The following is a 20,802-nucleotide window of genomic DNA, read 5'->3' on the forward strand; positions in this document are numbered from 1 at the left end:
TGGTCGGAGGGCAGGCCTCATCATCTCCGAATGTGGCCATCATAACCACGCCGTGTCCACATCCAGCACTGTCCGGTCCAGGCTAGTCAGGATTGTTGCCTGGGTGACGGTCTTGGGCAGTTCATGGGCGAAGAACCAGCGGCAGGCGGCCAGCTTGCCGTTCAGATGGTTGGAGTCACCTTTGCCATCCGTCAACCAAGTGTCGGCCACCAGGGCTTGGCGCAGCCAGATCCAGGCCATGACGGTATGCCCGAACATCTCCAGATAGGTGGTGGCATTGGCCAGCGATAGCGCTACATGACCGCCGGCCCGCACCGTACCCAAATGCGCGGTCACGGTGGCAACACGGCTCAGCGCTTCGCCCAGGCCCGCCGCATGGGTGGCAAGGGCGGGACGTGAGGTGGCCGCAGTAATCGTGGTCGCCATTTCGGCGGCCAGCGCTTCAAACGCGGCTCCACCATCCATGAACACCTTGCGGCCTAGCAGGTCATTGGCCTGGATGCCGTAGGTACCCTCATGGATCGGGTTCAGGCGGTTGTCGCGGTAATACTGCTCCACCGGATAGTCGCGGGTGTAGCCATAGCCGCCCAGGATCTGGATGGCCCATTTATTGGCCTCCAGGCAATGTTCCGACGGCCAGGATTTAGCAATAGGCGTCAGCAGTTCCAACAGCAGGCTGGCGCGGCGGCGGTCCGCCTCCTCGGCTGCTGTGCGCTCTTCGTCCACCAGTCGGGCGCAGAGCAGGCACAGCGCGATGGCGCCTTCCGATGCCGCCTTCTGTTGCAACAGCATGCGCCGCACATCGGCATGCTCGATGATCGGTACCATGGGGCTGGTCGGGTCGCGTGCCTCCAGAGGGCGGCCCTGGGGCCGTGTGCGGGCATACTCTGCGGAATAGCGGTAGCCGGCATAGCCCAGCGCGGCAGCCCCCAGGCCGACGCCGATCCGCGCCTCATTCATCATCTGGAACATGTAGGATAGGCCATGATGGGCTTGGCCCACCAGGAAGCCCTGACAACGCCCTTCCTCGCCAAAAGACAGGATGGTGCTGGTGGTGCCGCGATAGCCCATCTTGTGCAGCAGACTGACCAGCCGCACGTCATTGTCGGGACCCAGGCTGCCATCATCGTTCACGCGGATGCGGGGAACGATGAACAGGCTGATGCCCTTCACGCCAGCGGGCGCGCCCTTGATCTTGGCCAGCACCATATGGACGATATTGTCCGACAGTTCATGTTCGCCGGCGCTGATCCATTGCTTGGTACCGGTGATGGCATAGGAACCATCGGGGTTGGGCGTGGCGCTGGTGCGGATATCGGCCAGGCTGCTGCCAGCCTGTGGTTCCGACAAGGCCATGGTGCCGAAGAACCGGCCCGTCAGCATGGGGGCCAGGAACTTGGCTTGCTGCGCTTCGCTGCCGAAACTGCGGATCAGGTTGCCGGCCCCGATGGTCAGGAACGGATAGGCGGCGGTGGCGATATTGGCGGTCTGGAAGAAGCTGAACGCTGCCTGCACCACACACCAGGGCAATTGCAGCCCGCCCAATTCCTCATCGTGATGGGCAGCCAGAAACCCAGCCTCGGCAAAGGCATCCACGGCCTCCTGCACGGCGGGCAGCATGACGACCTTACCGTTGATCCGGTCGGGTTCGTGCTTGTCGGCCTCGTGATAGTGCGGCCCGAACTTGTCATCCGCCAGGCCGGCAGCGGTGTCCAGCACCTGGGACAGGGCGTCACGGTCCAGGTGGCTGAAGCGGGGGCGGGATAGCAGACTGTCCAGGTCCAGCAAGCCATCTAGGATGAAATCGATCTCGCCACGGTCCATCCGGCTCATGCCCGCATCCTCCCGACAATTGTCTGTGGCCCCGAGTCGTGCCCGGGCCTTCAAACAGATGTTTAAATTGTCGCGGCGTGCCTGTCGAGAGGCTGTGTCAGCGGCGCCAGAAGGAGGGGCTGAGCAGCACGAAGACCGTGAAGAGTTCCAGCCGGCCCAGCAGCATGGCCAACGACATGATCCAGACTGCGAAATCATGCAGCGGCTCGTAATTGCCCACCGGCCCGATCATCGTGCTGAGGCCGGGACCGACATTGCCCAGGGCCGTGGCGGCGGCCGAAATGGCGGTGACATAATCCAGCCCTGTCAGACCCAGCAGGACCGCGAAGATCAGGATCAGGGCGACATAAAGGAAGGTGAAACTCATCACCGAGATGATGACATCATTGTCCACCGGCTTGCCATTATAGGTCAGCGGGATGATCCGGTTGGGGCTGAACAGGCGATTGATCTGCATGCGCAGGGCCAGCCACAGAACCTCAAACCGGAACATCTTGATCCCGCCGGAGGTAGAGCCGGTGCAGCCCCCCACCAGGGTCAGGATGAAGAACAGGGCCACGGGCCCAGGACCCCAGGCCAAGTAGTCCGTGGAGGCAAAGCCCGTGGTGGTGATCAGGGAGACACAGTTGAACAGCGAATGGCGGATCGCCTCCATCGGTTCCAAATGGTCCCTGGCGATCAGATAGAGGGCCAGCAAGCCCGCCACGATCAGGGTGAAGGCGGCGTAGTGGCGCACCTGACTGTCATGCCACAAGGCCTTGGTATCGCCCTTGATCATCGAGATGAAGCGAACGAACGGCAGGCTGCCCAGAAACATGAACAGAATGATTGTCCATTCCACACCGGCATTCTGAAAATGCCCGATGGAACTGTCCTTGGTGGAAAAGCCACCCGTTCCCAGGGCTGTCATGGAATGGTTGATAGCGTCGAACATCGGCATGCCGGCCAGCCGCAGCATGATGATGCAGGCGATGGTCAGCGCCAGGTAGACCCAGCCAAAGCCCAGCGCCATGTCCGCGGCGCGCGGCACTACCTTGTCCGACTTGTCGGAGGATTCGCTGCGGAACAGCTGCATCCCACCGACCCGCAGGAAGGGCAGGATCACGATCCCCATGCCGACAATGCCGATCCCCCCCAGCCAGACCAGCAGCGACCGCCACAGCAGCAGGCCCGGGGGCAGGGTCTGCACCGTGGCATAGGCGCTGGCGCCGGTCGTCGTCAGGCCCGACATTGCCTCGAAATAAGCGTTGGCATAGGTCAGCCGTTGTTCGGCGAAGGTGAAGGGCAGAGCGGCGAAGGCACCGACCACGATCCAGGCAAAGGTGGTCAGGATGAATGTCTGACGTAACGACAAGGCAATGCGGTCGGCCCGATTCGTCAGCATCAGCAGAACGCCAAAGAACAGCGTAAGACCCGAGGAGACGGCAAAGACCCGCCAGTCATCCTGACCCGCCGCCAGATCGGCAATCATCGGCGCCACCATCGCAACCGCGATGACGGACAGAAGCGCACCGATCACATAGAAGATGGGACGGACGTCCAGGGAGAGCATGGCACTCCGACGGCTTGACGGGAAACCGCAGCCGGTCTGGCGCGGAACACGTGACACACCCTTGTTGAAGGCGGCATGGCAGTCAAGCCCGCTGTGCCATCCCCGAAAGGCAACGGCCGGGGAAATCCCCGGCCGTCACGGATGATCAGGTCGCCGGGGTCACTCGATCCCCAGGGCGGCCTTGTACAGTTCCAGAAGCGCGTCCATTTCCTGCCGGTCTTCCTTTTCCATCCGGCGGATGCGGATGATCTGACGCATCACCTTGGTATCAAAGCCGGTGCCCTTGGCCTCGGCATAGATGTCCTTAATATCGTCCTGGATGCCCTTCTTTTCCTCTTCAAGGCGTTCGATGCGCTCGATGAAGGAACGCAGGCGGTCGGCCGCGATTCCGCCGACATCATTGGAGGTTGCGGCGTCAGACATGGTGTCTCTTACCTTGGCAAGTATGTTGGAAAGTGCCGGGACCTTATCCAGCCAAGGCCGGGGACGCAAGCCGGATGGTAGAAAGCGTGATCTTCATCACGTCCGGCGCAGCACCAGTGCCACGCCGGCTGCTGTCACGACCATGCCGCCCAGTGCCAGTGGCCCCAGCTTCTCTCCGAACAGGGCCCAGGCCATCAGCGCCGTGACGGGTGGGACCATATAGAACAGGCTGGCGACCCTGGATGCGGCACCCCGCCGGATCAGGGCGAACAGCAGGAAGATGGCGCCGACGGACAGAACCAGACACAGCCAGACCAGCGCGAATACGAAATCAGCGGTCCAATCGACCCGCATCGTCTCCAGCAGGGGAGCCAGCACGGCCAATACCGTGCCCGTGGCGGCATACTGGATGGTGGTACCCGCTCGCAGGTCCATATCGGCGCAATAGCGTTTCTGATAGAGCGTACCGATGGAGATGCCCAGAAGGGCCGCCACGGACAGGCCGATGCCCAACGGCCCGCCAATATTCAGCGACAGCTTCTCCCAAACCACCGCCGACACGCCGGCCAAGCCCAGGGCAAAGCCCAGCCATTGCCGGCCCGTGATGCGTTCCCCCAGCAGCGGCCCCGCGACCAATGCTGTCAGCAGGGGTTGCAGGCCCACGATCAGGGCGACGCTGCCGGCCGGCATGCCCTGCTTCAGGGCGCCGAACACGCCCCCTAGATAGACGCCATGCACCAGCACGCCCGCTACGGCGATATGCCCGACAGTGCCCCAAGAACTGGGCCAAGGGGCCTTCTGCCACACAGACAAAGCCAGTAGTACGACCGCCACCAGCGCCATGCGCCAGAGCAGGAAAGTCAGTGGCTCCGCATGGGGAAGGCCCAGCTTGCCGCCGATGAAGCCCGTGCTCCACAGCAGCACGAAAAGGGCGGGTGCCAGCTTTCCCCAATCGGGGGCGGTCAGGCTACCGGAGGGGGAGAAGGGGGTGTTCATCCAAAACATCCTGAAACGGCAAACGGCCGCCCCCCGATTGGGAGAGCGGCCGTCGACCTTACGAACTCATCAGATAACGCGAGGTTATCGGGATCAGCCGTTGTTCTTGCCCTGCTTGGCAACGATTTCGTCAGCGACGTTCCTCGGCACCGGATCGTAGTGCGAGAATTCCATCGTGAACGAACCGCGACCCGAGGTCATGCCGCGCAGCTGACCGATATAGCCGAACATGTCGGACAGCGGCACATGGGCTTCAACGGCGATGTTGTTGCCACGCTCCAGCTGACCCAGGATCGTGCCACGACGACGGTTCACGTCGCCGATCACGTCACCCAGATAATCTTCCGGAACCACAACTTCGACCTTCATGATCGGTTCCAGCAGAACCGGGCCGGCCAGCTTCATGGCTTCGCGGAAGCAGGCCTTGGCGGCGATTTCGAACGTCAGGGCGTTCGAGTCGACGTCGTGGTACTTGCCGTCGATCAGCGTGGCCTTGAAGTCCACAGTCGGATAGCCGGCGATGACGCCGTCTTCCTTCTGCATCTGCAGGCCCTTGTCCACCGACGGGATATATTCGCGGGGAACGGTACCGCCGACAACCTGATCGACGAACTCGTAACCCTCACCGCGCTCCTTCGGCTCAAACACGATCTTCACTTCTGCGAACTGGCCCGAACCGCCGGTCTGCTTCTTGTGAGTGTAGATGTGCGTGACGTTGCGGGTGATCGTCTCACGATAGGCCACCTGCGGACGGCCCATGACGCCTTCCACACCATATTCGGTGCGAACGCGGTCCAGGGTCACTTCCAGGTGCAGTTCGCCCATGCCGCGCAGCAGGGTCTGACCGGTCTCACGATCGGTTTCCAGACGCAGGGACGGGTCGGCACGGACCATCTTGCCGATGGCGGCACCGAACTTGTCCTGATCCGCGCGGTTCTTCGGCTCGATCGAGACGGAGATCACGGGCTCGGGGAAGCGCATGCGCTCCAGCACCACGGGGGCGGTGGCATCGCACAGCGTATCACCAGTGTCGGTTTCGGCCAGCGACACGAAGGCGACGATGTCGCCGGCGCGGCATTCTTCCAGATCGTTGGTGTCCTTGGCGAACATTTCCACGATACGGCCGATACGCTCGCGCTTGCCACGGGTGGCGTTCAGCAGGGTCGTGCCCTTGGTGACGACGCCGGAATAGACGCGCACGAAGGTCAGCGAACCGTACTTGTCGTTCAGCACCTTGAATGCCAGACCAGAGAACGGCTCATCGTCGGAGCACAGACGCTCGCCATTCGGGTTACCATCGGGGTCCACCGTCTTGATGGCTTCCACGTCGGTCGGGGCCGGCAGGTACCAGACAACGGCGTCGAGCAGCTGCTGCACGCCCTTGTTCTTGTACGAGGAACCGCACAGAACCGGCACGAAAGCACCGTTCAGCGTGGCCTTGCGGATGCACTCGCGCAGCTTCTCAGCCGACGGCTCGGTGCCTTCCAGATAGGCTTCCATCGCCTCGTCGTCCTGCTCCACGCAGGCTTCGACCAGGTCCTGACGGTACGTGGCGTACTGGCTCAGCAGTTCGCGGTCATAGGCGTTGGTGATCTTCAGCTTGTCGGCCAGATCGTCCGTAACGTCCCAGATTTCCCACTTGCTGTCCTTCTCCTCGGAGAACCAGACATAAGCCTTCATCTCGACAAGGTCGATCATGCCGTGGAAATCGTCTTCCGAACCGATCGGCATCTGCAGGCAGATGGGGCGGGAGCCCAGACGGTCAACGACCATCTTCACGGTACGGCGGAAGTTCGCGCCCGAGCGGTCCATCTTGTTGATGTAGCACATGCGCGGAACCTTGTAGTTGTCCGCGAGGCGCCAGTTCGTCTCGGTCTGCGGCTCCACACCGGCCACACCGTCGAACACCACCACAGCGCCGTCGAGCACGCGGAGCGAGCGGTTCACCTCGATGGTGAAGTCCACGTGGCCCGGGGTGTCGATGACGTTGATCTTCTTGCCCTTCCAATGGCAGGACACGGCGGCCGACTGAATCGTGATGCCGCGCTTCTGCTCCTGCTCCATGTAGTCGGTCGTCGTCGACGTCTTCAGATCCTTGGTATCATGAACGTCGATGATCGTGTGCTTGCGACCCGTGTAATACAGGATGCGCTCAGTCGTGGTCGTCTTGCCGGCATCGACGTGGGCGATGATGCCGATATTCCGGATATCAGAAAGCGGGGTAGTGCGGGGCATAAGAAGGGCTCCGTCGTCCAGCGTCGTGTCAAAAGATCAACCGACCCGGCGTGGTGAGGTCGAGTGCGTGGATGAGGCGGGAGGAACCACGATACCGTAGCGCCCATCCCGCACGAAAAAAACCGGGGTGCCGTCAGCGCCAAGCGCCTCGGTTCCCCGGTGGCGGCCTATGTAGCGCGGATGCGGCCTTATGCCAAGGGGGGATATGGCATGACGGGTAAGCGCGTGGGCGATAGTGCTGTCGCGGCCATCGCTGGTGCGGAGCGATGTTGCCGGATGCTCACCCGCATAGCCACGCCGTGGCCTTTCACGGCGCTCCTGCCTGCGCTGGCGACCCGTCAGACCAAAACGAAAAACCCCGTCGGGATTGCTCCCGACGGGGTTTTTCTCAACCGCGAACGGTCTGGCCTGGATCAGGCGGCGGCTTCTTCGCCGTCCTCGTCCTTCACCAGCACCGGGCCGCTGTCCTGGCCCTTGGCGGCCACGTCACGGTCAACGAACTCGATGATGGCCATCGGAGCGTTGTCGCCGTAACGGAAGCCGGCCTTCAGGACGCGGGTGTAGCCACCGTTGCGGTCCTTGTAACGCTCCGCGATGACGGTGAACAGCTTGTCCACAACGGCATTGTCGCGCAGTTCGGCATAGGCCAGACGCTTGTTGGCGAGGCCGCCCTTCTTGCCCAGCGTGATCAGCTTTTCGACGATCGGACGCAGGTCCTTGGCCTTCGGCAGGGTCGTCTTGATCTGCTCATGCTTGATCAGGGCGTTCGCCATGTTGGAGAACATGGCCAGACGGTGGGAGGTGGTGCGGCTGAACTTACGCCCGGACATTCCATGACGCATGGGTACTCTCCTTCATAGCATGGCCCCGCTGGGCGGAACCGATGGCGATCCTTGCAAGCGCCGGTACCCTTTCGGGCCAGTACGGCAAGGTTTGGGCGGAATGCCCAGAAGTTAAGGCGGCGGACCATAGGGACCGCCGCCTGAAAGGTCAAGCTCAGTACGGCTCTTCCAGACGCTTGGCCAGGTCCTCGATATTCTCGGGCGGCCAGTTCGGGATTTCCATGCCGAGATGCAGACCCATCTGGGCCAGCACTTCCTTGATTTCGTTCAGCGACTTGCGGCCGAAGTTCGGGGTACGGAGCATCTCCGCCTCGGTCTTCTGCACCAGATCGCCGATATAGACGATGTTGTCGTTCTTGAGGCAGTTGGCCGAACGGACCGACAGTTCCAGCTCGTCCACCTTGCGCAGCAGGTTCTTGTTGAAGGGGATCTCGTCCGCCTTCGACTCGGCCACGGCTGCCTGCGGCTCCTCGAAATTGATGAACATCTGCAGCTGGTCCTGCAGGATGCGGGCGGCGATGGCCACCGCGTCTTCCGGCGTGACGGCGCCGTTGGTCTCAACGGTCAGCAGCAGCTTGTCATAGTCCGTGGTCTGGCCGACGCGGGTGTTTTCCACCTTGTAGGCGACCTTGCGGACGGGGGAGAAAATGCTATCGACCGGGATCAGGCCGATCGGGGCATCTTCCGGACGATTCATGGAAGCGGGGATATAGCCCTTGCCCGAATGAACGGTCAGTTCCATGTTCAGCCGCGCGCCGGCATCCAGCGTGCAGATGACGTGGTCAGGGTCCAGCACCTCAATGTCGGCGCCGGTGTCGATCATGCCGGCAACGACGTTGCACGGACCTTCGGCGCGCAGACGCATGCGGCGGGGGCCTTCGGCACCCATCTTCAGCGCCATGGCCTTGATGTTCAGGACGATGTCCGTGACATCTTCGCGCACGCCGGGGATCGACGAGAATTCATGCAGCACGCCGTCGATATGGATCGACGTGACAGCGGCACCCTGCAGGGACGACAGCAGGACGCGACGCAGCGAATTGCCCAACGTCAGAGCGAAACCACGCTCAAGCGGGCCGGCAACGATCAGGGCTTCACGCTTCGGGTCGTTACCCGGCGTGATTTCCAACTTGTTCGGCTTTTCGAGAGTCTGCCAGTTCTTCTGGATCACGGCTGTGCCTCATGCCATCGGGGACAAAACAAGGTCCCGGAACAGGGATATCCGTTCTATTCTGGGCTGCCACGATGGCGTGTGGCGGCCTTTCCCGAACGGATGCTGTTCCGGGACGATGACTAACAGAAATCAGACGCGACGCTTCTTCGGCGGGCGAACGCCGTTGTGCGGGATCGGCGTCACGTCGCGGATGGACGTGATCTGGAAGCCGATCGACTGCAGAGCGCGCAGAGCCGATTCACGGCCCGAACCCGGACCCTTCACTTCGACTTCCAGCGTCTTCATGCCATGCTCCTGGGCCTTGCGGCCCGCGTCCTCTGCTGCCATCTGGGCGGCGTAGGGCGTGGACTTACGCGAACCCTTGAAGCCCATCGTGCCCGACGAGGACCAGGCAATGGTGTTGCCCTGGGCGTCGGTGATGGTGATCATGGTGTTGTTGAAGCTGGCGTTCACATGAGCGACGCCAGAGGTGATGTTCTTGCGCTCGCGACGGCGAAGACGTGCGGCGTTGGCATTGGGCTTGGCCATTTGGTCTTACTCCGTCTCTTACTTCTTCTTGCCGGCGATCGGCTTGGCCGGGCCCTTGCGGGTACGCGCATTGGTATGCGTGCGCTGACCACGAACGGGCAGGCCCTTGCGGTGACGCAGGCCACGATAAGCCACCATGTCCATCAGACGCTTGATGTTCATGGCGGTTTCACGACGCAGGTCGCCTTCGACCTTGTAGTCGGCGTCGATGGTCTCGCGGATGCGCAGAACTTCGTCGTCGGTCAGCTGATTGACACGACGCTCAGCCGGGATGCCGACCTTGGCGCAGATGTCAGAAGCGAACTTCGGGCCGATGCCGTGAATGTACTGAAGGGCGATCACCACACGCTTTGCGGTGGGGATATTGACGCCAGCGATACGCGCCACGTGTCTTCTCCTCGTTATGTCCGGCCACGATGACCGGACGATCTTCGTCCACATCCCGCCTGCCGGCTCCGGTACCCGTGGCGGGGCGTCCGGTCGGCTTCGGGACATCTCATCCGAAGAAACCCGGCGGATGCCAGGGCCTCCAAATGCATACGCACGACATGATCCTCCCCCAGCCTTTCCAGGCTGACGGGTGGGCATGATCGCGCGCGTCCAATCCCTTTGGGTCAGGATCAGAGGCGCGGAGTATAGGCAGGGGCAAATCGGAGTCAAGCCGCAACAATGTGCGAGAAGCATGGGCGGGCAAGGGTTTGCCGCATGGCTGAACTCCTCCGGCTGCTCGTCCGTATCACGTCCCCGCGCACCAGGGCTGGCGCTTGCCGCCCTTGTAGGGGCGGGCATGGCCGGCCTTGATCATGGCCTGGGCGAGATCGGTGCCATCGGCGAGTGTGACGCGCGCGCGTACCCGTCCGCCATACTTATCATACTCGACATCGTAAAGGCGGATGGTTCCATCGCCTTTACCTTCCGTCGCGGGCGCGACCAGCGTCGCCAGCTTTTGCCGCGCCTCCTGCGCCATGCGTTTTTCATCGGCGCAGTCAGACCGGCTTTCCGGCGTGTCGATCCCGTCGAGCCGGACCCTGGCCGTTACTTCCTGATCCAACCAGATGGTGACGCGCACACCCAGCGTGTCGCCATCCACCACTTCCGTTACCCGTGCCGCCAGTGGGCCGCTAACCCGGCTGACCGCCAGCGACGGCACCGTGCCCAGCATCAGCAGGGCGGCAGCCAGGGCCGACAGCAGCAGGGGGCGCGGGCGCAACATGGGTATAGGAGATCCGTTGATGGGGCTTTCACATAATCTAAGCTGAAGCCGTCCAGAACGGAACAGGAATCTAAGACCTTCGTCCTAAGTTGAATACACTTAGGATCATTAGCGCAAAATGAACTTACTAGTAGGCGTTAATGCAACCGGAAAGATCAGAAGTCGCTGCAACGCCCCTTGAATTCCCAGTCGCCAAAGCGGGTCGGCTCCGGGCCGGCGGGGCCGCCAATCTCTCCGGGCGGCTGCTTGACGGGCGGCTTGCGGACCGGGGTCTGGTCCGTGGCGGCCTGTTCAAGGGTCTTCTTCTCGTCGGTCATGGTCTTCTCCATCATCTTGCGGCGCAGATATGGCGCGTGACCGTTGCCCTGCCAAGCCTTGATGCGGGCAGGGCTGGGGCCATATCTGGGTGGGTGGCCAGCTGGGCTGCCTAACTGATCAGGCACGAAGGAGCCTTAGGGTAGAAACATGAACGGCTATTTCCGCACCGCCATGCTGCTGGCTGGGTTGACGGGCCTTTTCCTGGCCGTCGGCTTTATGCTGGGCGGGCAGTCGGGCATGGTCATCGCGCTGGGCGTGGCCGTGGCCATGAACGCCTTTGCCTATTGGAATTCCGACAAGATGGTGCTGCGCATGTATGGCGCGCGCCAGGTGGATGCTACGACTGCCCCGCAATTCTACACGATGGTACAGCGCCTTGCGCAGCGGGCGGAACTGCCCATGCCCAAGGTCTATATCATCGATAATGACCAACCCAACGCCTTTGCCACGGGTCGGAACCCGGAGAATGCCGCGGTCGCCGCCACCACCGGTCTGCTGAACCGCCTGTCGGCGGAGGAGGTGGCGGGCGTGATGGCGCATGAACTGGCGCATATCAAGAACCGCGACACGCTGATCATGACCATCACGGCGACGCTGGCCGGTGCCCTGTCCATGCTGGCCAATTTCGCCATGTTCTTCGGTGGCTCCAACTCCAATGATGGCGAGAATCGCAGCAACCCGCTGGGCTTTGTCGGTGTGATCCTGGTCTCCATCCTTGCCCCGCTAGCCGCCATGCTGGTGCAGATGGCCATCAGCCGCTCACGCGAGTATGAGGCCGAGCGGATGGGTGCGGAGATCAGTGGCCGGCCCGACTGGCTGGCCGATGCGTTGGAAGGTATCCAGGGCACGGCGGCCCGCGTGACCAATCAGGCGGCGGAGAACAATCCGGCGACGGCGCATATGTTCATCATCAACCCGCTGCATGGGCGGGGCGTGGACAGCCTGTTCTCTACCCACCCCAGCACGGCGGAGCGTGTGCGTCGCCTGCGCAGTATGGTGATGGGCGGCTCCGTCCCGCCGCAACGCCCGGCCAGCGGGCCCAGCCGTCGGGGCGGCACCGTTCCGGATGCGGGTGGTACGCGTAAGCGCGGTCTGCCCTGGGGTTGATTACCGGGCGGCGGACGGTGTCGTGCCCAACGCCGCCCCGACCGCCGCCATGAAGGTGCTGGCCACGTCGAAACTGTCGGGATTGGCCGTATTGGCGCTGAAACCGATGGTCAGGTCGATGGAAGGGCAATGCACCACCAGCGCCCCGTAATAACCGCCAAGACCCAGACAGGAATGTGGCCCCACCTTCTCCGGCGCGAACAGGGCCGGACGCGCCTGCATCATATAGCCCTCGCCCGATTGTGCGGTGACCAGGGTCAGGGCGGAGGCCAGGGTGGCGGGGTCCCGAAAGACCTGACCCCGCAGGATGCCCCGGAACAGCTGTCCCACATCATCAAGCGTGGAGACCAGCCCGCCACCGCCATAGAGATCATAGGATGGGTCCGCCGCTGTCATGTCGACACCGGATGCATACTGGTGGACGCGTGGCTTCACCCCCGCTGGTGCAGGCTCCAGGCTTTCCAGCCAGGTGTGGCTCAACCCCAGTCTTTCATAAGGCAGCAGTTGGCGCAGGGCCGGCCCCATACCCTTACCCGTGGTCCGCTCCAGGATCTCGCCCAGCAGGGAGTAGCCGGTATCCACATAATGGAAACGCTCCCCCGGCGCGCCATGGGCGGGGCCGACCTTCATGGCGATGGCGATCTGCTCGGCCCGGCTCCAGCGCCGCTGCGGCTGTGACAGCATTGCCTTTTCGTAGGCAGGGTCATCATAGAAGTCGCGCAGGCCGCTGGTATGGTCCAGCAATTGCCGAACCGTGATGCGGTCGGGATCGTAGCCGCCGCTGCGCAGCAGTGCCGCCGTTTCCGGCGCGATCAGCAGGGCGATGGGCTGCGCCAGTGACAGCTTGCCCTCTTCCTCCAGCCGCAGAATGGCGGCCCCGACAAAGGCCTTGGTGATGCTGGCCACGCGGAACGGATGGTCGGGCGTCAGGGCAGTGCCCGCCGGATCGGCCTTGCCGACAGCACTGCGCCAGTCGATACCGCGGCGGGGGGCCTGTACAATCACGGCGATGCCGGGACTGTCGAGCAGGGCGGTCGCCGCCTTTTCCAGCGCCTGCTGGAAAACAGGCGTCAGGTCCGTCTGCGCCCGCGCACCGGCGGCCACGAATGTCAGCGCAATAACCGCCAGAAGCCACCGCAGCCGCCGCACCATGCTGTCACCCCTTCAGAGAACCGCCAGACAATCGGCAATCAGGTCCGACAGGCCGATGGCGTTGGTCGGATGCGGGATGCCGTCGGCAGATACGACACTGTCGATGCCCGCCGCCTTGAAAGCTTCCAGCCGCTCCATTGGGAAGACGGCATGCACCGTGGCCGCCAGGACCCGGGCCGCCCCATGAGCATAGGCCACCTTGGCGGCATCGATCAGCGTGCCGCCGGAACTGATAATGTCATCCACGAACAGGATTGTACGGCCCGTCAGGTTGGTGCCTGCCGGCAGGCCGACCGACACGTCATGGTCGCCGCGCCGCACCTTCAGGCCGACAATGCCCTGCACACCGGCGGCGCTGGCGGCCCCTTCCACCAGATGGTCCGATTCTTCATCGGGACCCAGGACGATCCAGCCCTGGTCCGCCGCACCCTGTGCCCTGGCCCAGGCACCCAGCAGGGGGCCGGCGGTCAGGGCGGCGGAACGGCCACCGGGAAATACCTCGCCCAGATCATGAGTGCGGTGCAGATGCGGATCGACAGTGACGATCCGGTCGAACAGCCCGCCCAGCCAGCGGCCCATGATGCGCTGGCTCACCACCTCGCCGGGCCGGAACTCCATATCCTGGCGCATATAGGCCAGATAGGGGGCCACCAGGGTCAGTTCCTTGGCGCCGCGTTCGCGCAGGGCGCCGGCCAGAAATTGTAACTCCACCAGCTTGGCGTTGGGCTGATCCAGCGACCGCACGATGACGGCGCGTTCGGGGGCTGCTTCCAGCCGGACCAGACTTTCACCATCGGGGAATCGGTGCAGCGAAACCTGGTGCAGGGGAAGGCCCGTGCGCGCCGCAAGGTTGCCGGCCAATGCCGCGCCTTCTGGAAAGCCGATCAGAATATCCATGCTTGTTCCATCCCCACACGGCCGCTGGGTCGGCCGCTCTTGTGACCTACGGGGTCAAAATACACCGGAGCGGCCCCGCGACGCACGCCCGAAGCGGGGGATGGCAAATGAGTATGGCGAAATTTGGCGTTTTTAATTATCGACTGTAATATCCAGGGGCGTGGTTCATACTTCGGCAATTGTTCCGGGGACCGCTGACAGGCGGCTTGCTTCGGTCGTTGCGTTAGCGGCATCTTTGCTCTGGCGTCGTTTGAAAGGGGTGGCCCGATGTGGGGGCTTGGCGGTAGCAGCGGCATGGATCCGTTGGAACTCTCCGACAAGGAGTACGCTGCCCTGGAGGAGGCGCTGATGGCGTCCGCCCGTGGTCGCGCCTTCCTGCGTCAGCGCGACCGGCAGACACGCATCGTGGCCCAGGATGACTGGCGCGCGCTCTTGTCCAGCATGACGGAACAGGTGGGCCGCCTGCAGGGGATCGGTGGTACCGGCGGCGCTGCTGCTGCTGCGGTGGCCGACCAGAGCCCGCATATCCACATCATGCGGGAGGAGCTGAAACAGCTTTCCAACTATATCGAGCAGACCCGGCAGGAAATCGCCCAACTGCGCCCCATGGATGCCGGTGCCAACCGCATCATGGCGGCCACGAACGAGTTGGACGCCATTGTCACCGCCACAGAGCGCGCCACCTCCGACATTCTGAACGCGACGGAACGGATTCAGGCCCTGGTTTCCCGCCTGCCGTCCAGCGACATCACCAACGATATCGATGCCCAGACCATCGAGATCATGACCGCCTGTTCGTTCCAGGACATTACCGGTCAGCGCACGACCAAGGTCGTCAACACACTGCGCTATATCGAGCAGCGCGTGAACACCATGATCGAGATCTGGGGCGTGGAGGATACGGAGGTCGGCAGCAAGAAGGTCGGTTCCGACGGCCTTATCGCCCTGCGCCCCGACGATGACCGCCCGGACAAGCACCTGCTGCACGGCCCGGCGCTGGAGGCCGTCAGCCAGGCCAATATCGACGCCCTGTTCGACAGTCTGGATGGTCCGGCGACACAAGCCAAGGCCGATGCCAATGATGATCTGAATAATATGGATGATTGGGGATTGTCGGAGGAGGAGATGGCACCACCGCCCCCTCCGCCCCCTCCGCCCCCACCACCTCCGCCACCTCCTCCCCCGCCGCCGCCTCCCCCACCACCCCCGCCGCCGCCGGCAGCGGGTGCGACGGTGTCGCAGGCCGATATCGACGCCTTGTTCGGGTAAGCCGCCATGTCCGCAGACGGCAACAATGTCGCTCCCCGCGTGCGTCTGTCCCAGGCGCAGCTGGACCGCGCGTGCGAACGGCATCTGGCCTACCTGTCGGGTATGCAGGGCGGGGCAAAGCTGAGTCTGCCTTTCTTCGACCTGTCGGGCATGTCCTTCAATGCCCGCAACCTGACCAATGCCAACCTGTCGGGCGCCATCCTGCGTGGCACCAGCTTTGTCGGGGCCAAGCTGGACTATGCTGACCTGTTCGGTTGCGACCTGTCCAATGCCGATCTGTCGGGCGCGCAGTTGATGCGTACCGACCTGCGTGCCGCCAGCCTGCGCGGGGCCATCCTGCGCGGCGCCAAGATGGTGGAATGTGATCTGCGCGATGGCAACATGGCCGTCAGCACGCGTACCGATTTCAGGGTGCTGGGCCTGGAGATCGGGCCCGCCGACATCTCATCCGCCGTGATGATCAATGCCGACCTGACGCGGGCCCGCCTGACCGGTTCCTGTGCGCGGGAGGCGGATTTCTCCGGTGCCACTATGGCCGGTGCGCAGCTGGCTCGCGTCGATCTGCGCGATGCCCAGTTCAAATCCGCCAATATGGATGGTGTTGACCTGGCCGATGCTGACCTGCGCGGGGCCGACCTGTCGGGGGCCAAGGTTTCGGCCCAGGCACTGCAATCCGCCATCCGCACCGATGAGGAAGCGGCCAAGCGCGGCGTCGGGCCATCGCCCGACATGCCCCCGGCCCCACCGTCGCCGGAGGAGGTGCCCAACAGCCCGCCGCCGCCCGAACGGCTGGACGCCATGCTGCGTGCTCATGCGCAATGGGTGGCTACTGGCGGGCAAGCCGGCCATCAGCTGGATATCAGCGGCCTGGACCTGTCGGGCACTGACATGGCGGGCCGTGTCCTCACCCTGATGAAGGCCACAGGGGCCAACCTGCGCGGCGCCGACCTGCGCGGTGCCCAGATGCAGGCGGCACAGCTGTCAGGCGCCGACCTGCGCTCCACCAATCTCAGCTTCGCCGATCTGCGTGGTGCCTGCATGGACCGCGCGAACCTGATCGACGCCAACATGGAAAAGGCCAACCTTTCCAAGCTGAAGACGGCACGCGGGCACGAGCTGCGCACGTCCCTGGTCCGCGCCCGCCTGGCCGCCGCCATCCTGCGCGGCGCCGACCTGACCCTGGTCGACTTCACCGGCGCCGACCTGTCAGCGACCGTCCTGGACGGGGCGGATATGACGGGGGCCACGCTTGAGGCGGCCCGAGGGATCAATCTGGGCTGAGGTAAGTCAACGGTCGTTTTGTTTGCAGCACCCCCTCATCATGGGCGGGGTGGCCTTTGTTATCTTCTCTTCGATCTGCTGAATTCGGAGCTGCGTGTCAGGCGACTCCGTTCAGATGCAACGAAATGAAACAGAAAATAAAGGGGTGTTTCACCATTCACGGCCCGCTGACATCGATGCCAGAGGCATCGATGGGGGCTGAGCGCAGGAATGGTGTTGAGGGGAAGAGTGTAACAAAGACGGTGACCAAAGTCAGCAATGGCGGCGGGGTTGCCCCCGCCGCTGCCTTTCTCAAACCGCCATCAACCGTTAGCCCCGGTTCATGCGGCTGCTGACCAGATCATGGACGACATTGGGATCGGCCAGCGTGCTGGTGTCGCCCAGGGCTTCATGTTCGTTGGCGGCGATCTTGCGCAGGATGCGGCGCATGATCTTGCCCGACCTTGTCTTGGGCAGACCCGGTGCCCACTGGATCAGGTCCGGTGTGGCGATGGGGCCGATCTCCTTGCGAACCCAGGTCACCAGCTCCTTGCGCAACTCCTCCGTCGGGTCCTCCCCGGCATTCAGCGTCACATAGGCATAGATACCCTGGCCTTTCAGGTCATGCGGATAACCGACCACGGCGGCCTCTGCCACCTTGGGATGGGCGACCAGGGCGCTTTCGATCTCCGCCGTGCCCAGGCGGTGGCCGGACACGTTGATCACGTCATCGACGCGGCCCGTGATCCAGTAATAGCCATCTTCGTCCCGGCGGCAGCCGTCACCGGTGAAATACTTGCCCTTGAAGGTGCTGAAATAGGTCTGGATGAAGCGTTCATGGTCGCCAAAGACCGTCCGCATCTGACCAGGCCAGCTATCCACGATGCAGAGATTGCCCTCCGTGGCACCCTCCAGGATCGTGCCTTCATTATCCACGACCTGCGGCTGGACACCGAAGAAGGGCAGGGTGGCCGAACCCGGCTTCTGCCCGATGGCGCCGGGCAGCGGGGTGATCAGGATACCGCCGGTTTCCGTCTGCCACCAGGTATCGACAATCGGGCAGCGGCCATCGCCGACCACGCCGTGATACCACAGCCAGGCCTCCGGATTGATTGGCTCACCCACCGAACCCAGCAGGCGCAGGGAGGCGCGGCTGGTCTTCTTCACCGGACCCTCACCTTCGCGCATCAGGGCGCGGATGGCGGTGGGGGCGGTGTAGAAGATGTTGACCTTGTGCTTGTCGATCACTTCCCAGAAACGGCTGACCGACGGGTAGTTGGGGATGCCTTCGAACATCAGGGTCGTGGCACCATTGGCCAGCGGGCCATAGACGATGTAGCTGTGGCCCGTGACCCAGCCCACGTCGGCGGTACACCAGTAGATATCGCCGTCGTGATAATCGAACACATATTGATGCGTCATGGCGGCATAGACGAGGTAGCCGCCGGTGGTGTGCAGCACGCCCTTGGGCTTGCCGGTGGAACCGGAGGTATAGAGGATGAACAGCGGGTCTTCGGCCCCCATCACCTCTGGCGCGTTGTCAGCGGCAACCTTGGCCGTTTCCTCATGATACCAGTGATCGCGGCCTTCCTTCCAGGCGATGTCGCCGCCTGTGCGCTTGACCACGATGACCGACGTGACGCCCGGCGCCTTCTCCAGCGCCTTATCGACATTGGCCTTCAGCGGCACCTTGCGGCCACCGCGCAGACCTTCATCGGCGGTGATGACCAGCTTGCTTTCGCAATCGACGATACGGTCATAGAGGCTGTCAGGGGAGAAACCGCCAAAGACGATGGAATGGATGGCACCGACACGGGCGCAGGCCAGCATGGCATAGGCCGCTTCCGGGATCATGGGCAGATAGATGGTGACGCGGTCACCCTTCTTCACACCTTGCGCCTTCAGCACATTGGCCAGACGGCAGACCTTCTCATGCAGTTCGCGATAGGTGATGTGGGCCGATTCCGCCGGGTTGTCGCCTTCCCAGATGATGGCTGTCTGATCGCCGCGCGTGGCCAGATGCCGGTCGACGCAATTGTGGGAGACGTTGGTGGTGCCATCCTCGAACCAGCGGATGGAAACATCGCCTTCGAAGCTGGTGTTCTTCACCTTGGTATAAGGGCTGAACCAGTCGATGCGCTTGCCATGCTCACCCCAGAAACCTTCCGGGTCCTTGACCGACTGTTCGTACATCGCCTTGTATTTGGCTTCGTCGACCCAGGCGCTTGCGGCCACATCTTCCGTGACAGGAAAGAAGGTTGGGCTGCTCATGGCGTTGTTTCTCCCAAGGTTGGCGGGTGGTGACATCACCGGCCGGACGGTTGCCGGCCCCGCTTATCTCTTGAACCGAACCCCCTGGCTTTTGCGTATTCCGCGCCTGTGGGTTCTGTCCGTTCACGCAATTTATGTAAGCATCGGCGGTCGAGTTTGGAACATGTACATTCGTCGCGTGCGCATTTCGACGCATTCAACGGTTTTTCCGGGGAAATGATGAGGTCGCCATACTGCGTGCGGGGCGTTGCACAGCATGGTATGATTTACTTAACACTGCATGGAAACAGGGCGGACAGGGGATGAGTGGGGTGATTCCCGAAGAGGGCGGCAGTCACGGCAGTGGCGATGACCCGGCGCGGCTGGGCCTGCGCACCAGTCTGATGACCCTGAACCTGCTGTTATCGTCTCTGCCGGCAGGTGCGTCGGGCTTTGCCGATGCGGCGGCGGACGCGCGCTGCCTGTCGCGGCGTATTGCCACGGCAACCGGTGATTTCAGTGAGGTGATGCGAAAGGCGGGGTGACGGTGGATTATTCCCTGACTGCCACCACACCATCTATCACCGTCAGCGGTACCGACCGTAACGGGCGGCCAGCACAAGGGCCAATGATGCACATGCCGTCTTCCACCCGGAACTGGGCACCGTGCGTGCTGCATTGAAGCCAGCGACCATCAATGCTCATGAAATCGTCGGGGTCCATTTCCAGGGGCACGCCGACATGCGGGCAGGCATTGCGGTAGCCGAAGACCCTGTCCCCCTTGCGGGCCACCAGGATCTTCACCTTCACCTCCCCCTTCGGCCAGTCAAAGCCGCGTGCCGTGCCGTCGGGGATGTCCTCCACCCGGCACAGGACGTGGCCGCCGCTCATGCCGGCACCCCGGCCAGAGCGCAGATATGAGCCCATTGATCATCGGTGACGGGGCATACGGACAGCCGCGACTGCTTGATCAACTGCATCTCGGCCAGGGCCGGATCACCCTTCATCTGCTTCAAGGTGACGGGGGTCTTCACCGGCATCACCGGTTTCAGGTCCACCATGACGAAACGACCAGCGGGGTCGGACGGGTCGGGATAGGCCTCGCGCACGATTTCCGCGATGCCGACAATCTCCAACCCCTCGTTTGAATGGTAGAAGAAGGCGCGTTCGCCGACCTTCATGGTCTTCAGGTTCAGGGCCGCCTGATGATTGCGCACGCCATCCCAATGGGTACGGCCGTCGGCCACGAACTTATCCCAGGCATATTTGAACGGTTCGGACTTCACCAGCCAATAGGCCATGGTATTTTCCTTTGTTCCCTCAGTCGCCGGGCGCCGCCATCCGGCGGCTTGGCTTACGCCGCACGAGCGGCGGGCCGGCGGTCGCCGGCCTGCACCCTGCCGGGTGCCACGGCCTTATGGCAGAACCTTGCGGTAGGGGCGGATGCTGACCGACTGGAACAGGCCAGCCTTGGCATAGGGATCGCCCGCGGCGAAGGCCTCGGCACTGGCCTTGTCGGCGAAATCCATGACCAGCAGGCTGCCCACCGGCTTTTCCCCGGCATCGTCCAGCAGCGGACCGGCAATGACGATCTGGGCCAGATAGGAATTCAGATAGTCCAGATGCGTCGGGCGGTTGGTCAGCCGCAGCTCCAGAGAATTCGGATGATCAAGGCAGGAAATGGCGAACAGCATGGGGTGACCCTGTCGGTTACGATGTCCACCCCATGCTTTAGCCGCAGCGGCGCCCCCCG

At 63.1% G+C, this 20,802-nt stretch carries 21 protein-coding genes; 4 read left to right on the forward strand and 17 right to left on the reverse strand.

Annotation, left to right across the window (positions count from 1 at the left end):
• Positions 1–39 precede the first annotated feature (39 nt).
• The 11 genes from C0V82_RS15275 to C0V82_RS15325 all read right to left on the reverse strand — a co-directional run bounded on the left by C0V82_RS15275 (position 40) and on the right by C0V82_RS15325 (position 11,128).
• Entirely contained in the window at positions 40–1,833 is a 1,794-nt protein-coding gene (locus C0V82_RS15275; RefSeq protein ID WP_102113028.1) for an acyl-CoA dehydrogenase family protein, read from the reverse strand.
• Between the two features lie 97 nt (positions 1,834–1,930).
• Complete coding sequence (locus C0V82_RS15280; RefSeq protein WP_102113029.1) at positions 1,931–3,385, reverse strand: TrkH family potassium uptake protein; 1,455 nt, start codon at positions 3,383–3,385, stop codon at positions 1,931–1,933.
• Positions 3,386–3,544: 159 nt separating this feature from the next.
• The gene (locus C0V82_RS15285) at positions 3,545–3,808 is read right to left on the reverse strand and encodes a DUF2312 domain-containing protein (RefSeq protein ID WP_054168339.1); all 264 of its coding nucleotides are present in this window, start codon (positions 3,806–3,808) and stop codon (positions 3,545–3,547) included.
• 96 nt (positions 3,809–3,904) lie between these two features.
• Positions 3,905–4,804: a DMT family transporter gene (locus C0V82_RS15290; protein ID WP_102113030.1), complete on the reverse strand. Its 900-nt coding sequence runs from the start codon at positions 4,802–4,804 to the stop codon at positions 3,905–3,907.
• A gap of 93 nt (positions 4,805–4,897) precedes the next feature.
• Complete coding sequence (gene fusA / locus C0V82_RS15295; protein WP_102113031.1) at positions 4,898–7,039, reverse strand: elongation factor G; 2,142 nt, start codon at positions 7,037–7,039, stop codon at positions 4,898–4,900.
• A gap of 413 nt (positions 7,040–7,452) precedes the next feature.
• A complete protein-coding gene (gene rplQ, locus C0V82_RS15300) occupies positions 7,453–7,881 on the reverse strand; it encodes a 50S ribosomal protein L17 (RefSeq protein WP_102113032.1) in 429 nt (142 codons plus the stop codon).
• Between the two features lie 154 nt (positions 7,882–8,035).
• Positions 8,036–9,052: a DNA-directed RNA polymerase subunit alpha gene (locus C0V82_RS15305; RefSeq protein ID WP_054168334.1), complete on the reverse strand. Its 1,017-nt coding sequence runs from the start codon at positions 9,050–9,052 to the stop codon at positions 8,036–8,038.
• 132 nt (positions 9,053–9,184) lie between these two features.
• Positions 9,185–9,583, reverse strand: a complete 399-nt coding sequence (rpsK, locus tag C0V82_RS15310) for a 30S ribosomal protein S11 (protein ID WP_054168333.1) — start codon at positions 9,581–9,583, stop codon at positions 9,185–9,187.
• 18 nt (positions 9,584–9,601) lie between these two features.
• On the reverse strand, positions 9,602–9,970 hold the full coding sequence (rpsM, locus tag C0V82_RS15315; protein ID WP_102113033.1) for a 30S ribosomal protein S13: 369 nt from the start codon (positions 9,968–9,970) through the stop codon (positions 9,602–9,604).
• 349 nt (positions 9,971–10,319) lie between these two features.
• Entirely contained in the window at positions 10,320–10,796 is a 477-nt protein-coding gene (locus tag C0V82_RS15320) for a thermonuclease family protein (protein WP_102113034.1), read from the reverse strand.
• Between the two features lie 155 nt (positions 10,797–10,951).
• Positions 10,952–11,128: a succinate dehydrogenase assembly factor 4 gene (locus C0V82_RS15325; protein ID WP_342752410.1), complete on the reverse strand. Its 177-nt coding sequence runs from the start codon at positions 11,126–11,128 to the stop codon at positions 10,952–10,954.
• A 133-nt stretch (positions 11,129–11,261) separates the two neighbouring features.
• Here C0V82_RS15325 and htpX point away from each other — a divergent pair, with 133 nt between their 5' ends.
• Entirely contained in the window at positions 11,262–12,221 is a 960-nt protein-coding gene (htpX, locus tag C0V82_RS15330; RefSeq protein ID WP_102113035.1) for a zinc metalloprotease HtpX, read from the forward strand.
• On the opposite strand, the gene C0V82_RS15335 is transcribed toward htpX, so the two are convergent.
• Together C0V82_RS15335 and C0V82_RS15340 are read right to left on the reverse strand one after the other, a co-directional pair.
• Positions 12,222–13,373, reverse strand: a complete 1,152-nt coding sequence (locus tag C0V82_RS15335) for a serine hydrolase domain-containing protein (RefSeq protein WP_102113036.1) — start codon at positions 13,371–13,373, stop codon at positions 12,222–12,224. It abuts the gene before it with no gap.
• A 12-nt stretch (positions 13,374–13,385) separates the two neighbouring features.
• On the reverse strand, positions 13,386–14,270 hold the full coding sequence (locus tag C0V82_RS15340; RefSeq protein ID WP_102113037.1) for a ribose-phosphate diphosphokinase: 885 nt from the start codon (positions 14,268–14,270) through the stop codon (positions 13,386–13,388).
• A 267-nt stretch (positions 14,271–14,537) separates the two neighbouring features.
• Here C0V82_RS15340 and C0V82_RS15345 point away from each other — a divergent pair, with 267 nt between their 5' ends.
• A complete protein-coding gene (locus C0V82_RS15345) occupies positions 14,538–15,539 on the forward strand; it encodes a protein phosphatase CheZ (protein ID WP_245924103.1) in 1,002 nt (333 codons plus the stop codon).
• A gap of 6 nt (positions 15,540–15,545) precedes the next feature.
• Positions 15,546–16,820: a pentapeptide repeat-containing protein gene (locus C0V82_RS15350; RefSeq protein ID WP_102113038.1), complete on the forward strand. Its 1,275-nt coding sequence runs from the start codon at positions 15,546–15,548 to the stop codon at positions 16,818–16,820.
• Between the two features lie 309 nt (positions 16,821–17,129).
• Here C0V82_RS15350 and acs read toward each other — a convergent pair whose 3' ends face one another.
• Positions 17,130–19,070: an acetate--CoA ligase gene (acs, locus tag C0V82_RS15355; RefSeq protein ID WP_102113039.1), complete on the reverse strand. Its 1,941-nt coding sequence runs from the start codon at positions 19,068–19,070 to the stop codon at positions 17,130–17,132.
• A gap of 302 nt (positions 19,071–19,372) precedes the next feature.
• Between acs and C0V82_RS15360 the strand changes: the two genes are divergently transcribed.
• Entirely contained in the window at positions 19,373–19,594 is a 222-nt protein-coding gene (locus C0V82_RS15360; RefSeq protein WP_102113040.1) for a hypothetical protein, read from the forward strand.
• Between the two features lie 7 nt (positions 19,595–19,601).
• On the opposite strand, the gene C0V82_RS15365 is transcribed toward C0V82_RS15360, so the two are convergent.
• The 3 genes from C0V82_RS15365 to C0V82_RS15375 all read right to left on the reverse strand — a co-directional run bounded on the left by C0V82_RS15365 (position 19,602) and on the right by C0V82_RS15375 (position 20,743).
• Complete coding sequence (locus C0V82_RS15365; RefSeq protein WP_102113041.1) at positions 19,602–19,940, reverse strand: Rieske (2Fe-2S) protein; 339 nt, start codon at positions 19,938–19,940, stop codon at positions 19,602–19,604.
• Entirely contained in the window at positions 19,937–20,350 is a 414-nt protein-coding gene (locus C0V82_RS15370; RefSeq protein WP_102113042.1) for an EVE domain-containing protein, read from the reverse strand. Before C0V82_RS15370 ends, C0V82_RS15365 begins: the two co-directional genes overlap by 4 nt.
• Positions 20,351–20,464: 114 nt before the next feature.
• Positions 20,465–20,743, reverse strand: a complete 279-nt coding sequence (locus C0V82_RS15375) for a YciI family protein (RefSeq protein WP_102113043.1) — start codon at positions 20,741–20,743, stop codon at positions 20,465–20,467.
• Positions 20,744–20,802 lie beyond the last annotated feature (59 nt).

Origin of the sequence: Niveispirillum cyanobacteriorum (assembly GCF_002868735.1) — a bacterium.
GTDB classification, from domain to species: Bacteria; Pseudomonadota; Alphaproteobacteria; order Azospirillales; family Azospirillaceae; genus Niveispirillum; species Niveispirillum cyanobacteriorum.